This is a genomic window from Pseudoalteromonas sp. UBA2102 (genome assembly GCF_002331165.1).
Classification (GTDB): domain Bacteria; phylum Pseudomonadota; class Gammaproteobacteria; order Enterobacterales; family Alteromonadaceae; genus Pseudoalteromonas; species Pseudoalteromonas atlantica.
This window is the reverse complement of record NZ_DCYU01000127.1, coordinates 1-3,599: the sequence shown is the minus strand read 5'-3', so window position 1 is coordinate 3,599 and position 3,599 is coordinate 1. Positions and strand designations below refer to the sequence as shown.

The window sequence follows — 3,599 nt, the reverse complement described above, 5'->3', positions numbered from 1 at the left end:
ATTAACTCTCCTATTTAACCGTCACAGTTAATTTTGCAACGGGGTTTAACCATCTGTGTACAGTGTTATTCAAATCACTGTTTCCACCTTCTAGGTCATCATCGCCAAGGGCACCCGGGTGAATGTGCACCATCGTATTTGTATCGCCAGTTGTAATACCTGTACCGTTAGTGCCTGCTTGGCCGCCCGGCGCAGCAGGAATACCTAATACACCAGGTGCACCCGAGCCTTCTACTACAAGTTCGTTATTTGCTTCTGTACCTGCATCATAACCATTGAGGTAAACAGTGTAGGTGCCTGCTTCTGTTGGAACTTTCCAGCTATCAAGGCCTACAAAGCCATCATTGGTTGGCAGTAACATAGCCGCTACAGATAGGTATTCGTTGCCATCGGTAGTTGTGAGCTCTGCTGTTGCAGATGCCGCGGGTGCTAAAAGGCCCGCCGCTGGGTTTTCTGCAATATCGCTACTCGATGCTGACGCTTGAGTAACAAGTGCTGATATATCGCCGCCTTCAGCCATTGCCTGTAGTGCAGCAGAGGCTTCGGTTGCGACTTCAAAAAGTTGATCTTCGCTATCGTGTGCTGTTATTAGTACTGGTGTAAAATAAAGGCCTTTAGTAAGGTTAGTAATTTCTACTTCTAGCTCTGCTGCCAATGTTGATTGGCTAGCTACTGCTAAAAGGGTTGCAACTGTAAATGCTGAAGCTTTCATTATTATTTCCTGTAAGTGATGATTCAGGCTAAGTATTGAATAACCACCTCAAGAAACTCTCACAAAGTTATCACTTTTTTATCACAGCGGGTTAGGGCGTGTTATTTAACAATATAGCTGCCTCTATATAGACACCTGCTCAATAAAAAGGCAGTATGTATTAAGTAATAAGGAGAGCGTAATGGAAGAAAATCAACAGCTTGAGCCGTTATCAAAAGACGAAAAAACATGGGCTATGCTTTGCCATTTAAGCGCTGTAGCCGGTTTTGTTATTCCGTTTGGCTCTATACTTGGGCCATTAGTGGTATGGCTTATTAAAAAAGATGAAATGCCAATTGTCGATTTACACGGTAAAAAATCGCTTAATTTTCAAATTACTATGGCTATAGCTTACTTTGTATGTTTTTTACTGGTATTTGCCGTAATCGGCCTCGTTTTGCTGCCTTTAGTGGCTATTTTTTCTTTTATCATGGTGGTTTTAGCCAGTATTAAAGCCAACGAAGGGAAAGAGTTTAATTACCCACTGAGTCTAAATTTGATAAAATAAATGACGACCCTTTAATAAACCCAGCTGTATGCTGGGTTTTTACTTTAAGTACTTAATGCTTTATATCACCTTATTTTTTAGTGCGTTTGTGTCCGCTACTTTATTACCAAGTTCTTCAGAAGTAGTACTTGTTACCATGATAAGCCAAGCAAAAGCTAATCTGTGGCTGCTGTGGTTAGCCGCTACTTCAGGTAATGTGCTAGGAAGTTGTGTTAATTATTGGTTGGGAACTCATGTGCTGCGTTTTAAGCACAAAAAGTGGTTTCCGGTATCAGCCAAGGGAATTGAAAAAGCGCAATCTCAATTTAAAAAATATGGGGTATATAGCTTACTGTTTGCTTGGCTGCCGATTGTGGGCGACCCACTAACGGTAATTGGCGGCATATTTAAAGTGCGTTTTAGTCTGTTTTTATTATTAGTGAGCATTGGCAAAGGCGCGCGGTATTTAGCCGTTATTGCCCTTGCCAGTGGTGCACAAGCAGTTTTGTAAAGTTACTTTGACCAATCAAGCGTGAGCGAAACTGAGTCGGCAAAGCGCAGTGCATGCGGTTTATCTACTCTGGCTTTTGCGTAATGCACGCTTGGGTGTGTATGGCATACTGCAAGTATTTCGGCAACCAGCTTTTCAAGCAACAAAAAGTGCCCTTGCTCTACTAGGTTTATCACCTCTTTGGTGATCACTTTATAGTTAAGCGCTTGGTCCACTTCGTCTGTTTTACAGGCGTCATCAGCAGGGTAGTGAATTTCTAAATTAATCACTACATCTTGCTTTTTTTCCCGTTCTTCTGGGTTAAAACCAATAAATGTACGTAAGCGTAAGTTGGTTACGTTAATAATTGCGTTGGCCATAATTAACCCTTAATAAGCTGTAAAAACTCGTTACGCGTTTTAGAGTCACTTCTAAAGTTACCTAGCATTACAGAGGTACGCATACTTGAGTTTTGCTTTTCTACACCGCGCATCATCATACACATGTGTTTAGCTTCAACAATAACACCCACGCCTTTAGCACCGGTTACTTCTTCAACTGCTTTAGCAATTTGATGAGTAAGTTGCTCTTGTATCTGAAAGCGGCGCGCAAACATATCAACAATACGTGCAAATTTAGATAAGCCTAGTACTTTGCCATCGGGAATATAAGCAATATGGCAACGCCCAATAAAAGGTAATAGGTGGTGCTCACACATAGAATAAAGCTCTATATCTTGGACAAGTACCATGTCATCAGCGTCTGAGCTAAACACAGCATTATTGGTGATTTCATCAAGCGTTTGACGATACCCTTTGGTTAAATACTCCATGGCTTTTGCTGCACGTTTTGGTGTATCGAGAAGACCTTCTCGGCCTACATCTTCACCCACAGCGGTAATAATATTTTGGTAGCTTTGCTTTAAATCGTCATGCATAAATTTCTCAGTTTAATGTGTGTTCTACTTTAAATGGCGACCGCCATCCACAGGCAAAGCGCGGCCTGTGATGTAGTGGCTGCGCAGTAATAAATCAATACTATTAATAATTTCTTGGCAACCTGGCTCTATACCCATAAGAGATTTTTTAAGGGTTTTAGCACGGTAAGCCTCGTCATCGTGCTGATTAAAAATAATCAACGATGGCGCAACCGAATTCACCTTTATGTTTGGTGCGTACTTAGCGCTAAACGACTTGGTTAAGTTATCAAGTGCAGCCTTACTTGCGGCATAGGCAATGTGCTTTGGGCTACCTGTTTCAACAACGTAATCGGTAAGATGAATAATGTCAGCCGGTGTGCAAGCATCAGCTTGGTATGCCATTAATAGCTGTGCACAGGCGTTATTAATTAAATACGGTGTTTTGGCATGAATGCGCATCATGTTATCAAACAAACTCGAAAAATCAGGGTTACTGGCTTCGCAGTCCCAGCTAGAGGCATTGTGCACAATGGCACGTAAAGAGTGAGTTTGCTGTTTGAGTGTTTCAATAAAGCTAGCTATACCGGCATCGCTGCTAAAGTCGGCGTGTATGCATACGGCGCCTTGTTGTTCTAAGTCGTCGACTGCATCGTGGCGCGTACGATAGGTAATAATAATAGCTTGGCCTTGCGATAAAAAGTGCTTAGCAAGCGCAAGGCCAATACGTTGACCAGCGCCTGTTATTAAAATAGGAGATGTCATGTAATGCAGTTTTCTCTTTGGCAGGCGTTAAAATTAACTATAGATCAGTTTTTTGTTTTACGTAACAATACGGTGAATAGATCAGCTAGTGCATACGCAGCACTAGCTGTTTAGCCGTTATAAATCATCGTAAATAGTCGGAATGGGTTGGCGCTTATGCTGAGTTCGAACATAAATATCAGTTAGCTTT

At 41.8% G+C, this 3,599-nt stretch carries 6 protein-coding genes; 2 read left to right on the top strand and 4 right to left on the bottom strand.

Features of this window, described 5'->3' with window-relative positions; all coding sequences use genetic code 11:
- Positions 1-10: 10 nt before the first annotated feature.
- On the bottom strand, positions 11-712 hold the full coding sequence (locus B2R65_RS16945) for a spondin domain-containing protein (RefSeq protein ID WP_096040944.1): 702 nt from the start codon (positions 710-712) through the stop codon (positions 11-13).
- A 181-nt stretch (positions 713-893) separates the two neighbouring features.
- Between B2R65_RS16945 and B2R65_RS16940 the strand changes: the two genes are divergently transcribed.
- Both B2R65_RS16940 and B2R65_RS16935 read left to right on the top strand, forming a co-directional pair.
- Entirely contained in the window at positions 894-1,259 is a 366-nt protein-coding gene (locus B2R65_RS16940; RefSeq protein ID WP_024032093.1) for a DUF4870 domain-containing protein, read from the top strand.
- Between the two features lie 55 nt (positions 1,260-1,314).
- Positions 1,315-1,749: a YqaA family protein gene (locus B2R65_RS16935; protein ID WP_273611950.1), complete on the top strand. Its 435-nt coding sequence runs from the start codon at positions 1,315-1,317 to the stop codon at positions 1,747-1,749.
- Positions 1,750-1,751: 2 nt separating this feature from the next.
- Here B2R65_RS16935 and folX read toward each other — a convergent pair whose 3' ends face one another.
- The 3 genes from folX to folM are packed head-to-tail and all read right to left on the bottom strand — an operon-like array spanning position 1,752 to position 3,409.
- On the bottom strand, positions 1,752-2,108 hold the full coding sequence (gene folX / locus B2R65_RS16930; protein ID WP_024032091.1) for a dihydroneopterin triphosphate 2'-epimerase: 357 nt from the start codon (positions 2,106-2,108) through the stop codon (positions 1,752-1,754).
- A gap of 2 nt (positions 2,109-2,110) precedes the next feature.
- Positions 2,111-2,665: a GTP cyclohydrolase I FolE gene (folE, locus tag B2R65_RS16925; protein WP_286744606.1), complete on the bottom strand. Its 555-nt coding sequence runs from the start codon at positions 2,663-2,665 to the stop codon at positions 2,111-2,113.
- Positions 2,666-2,689: 24 nt separating this feature from the next.
- Positions 2,690-3,409 carry a dihydromonapterin reductase gene (gene folM / locus B2R65_RS16920; RefSeq protein ID WP_096040946.1) on the bottom strand — a complete coding sequence of 240 codons (720 nt, stop codon included), beginning with the start codon at positions 3,407-3,409 and terminating at the stop codon, positions 2,690-2,692.
- Between the last annotated feature and the right edge of the window lie 190 nt (positions 3,410-3,599).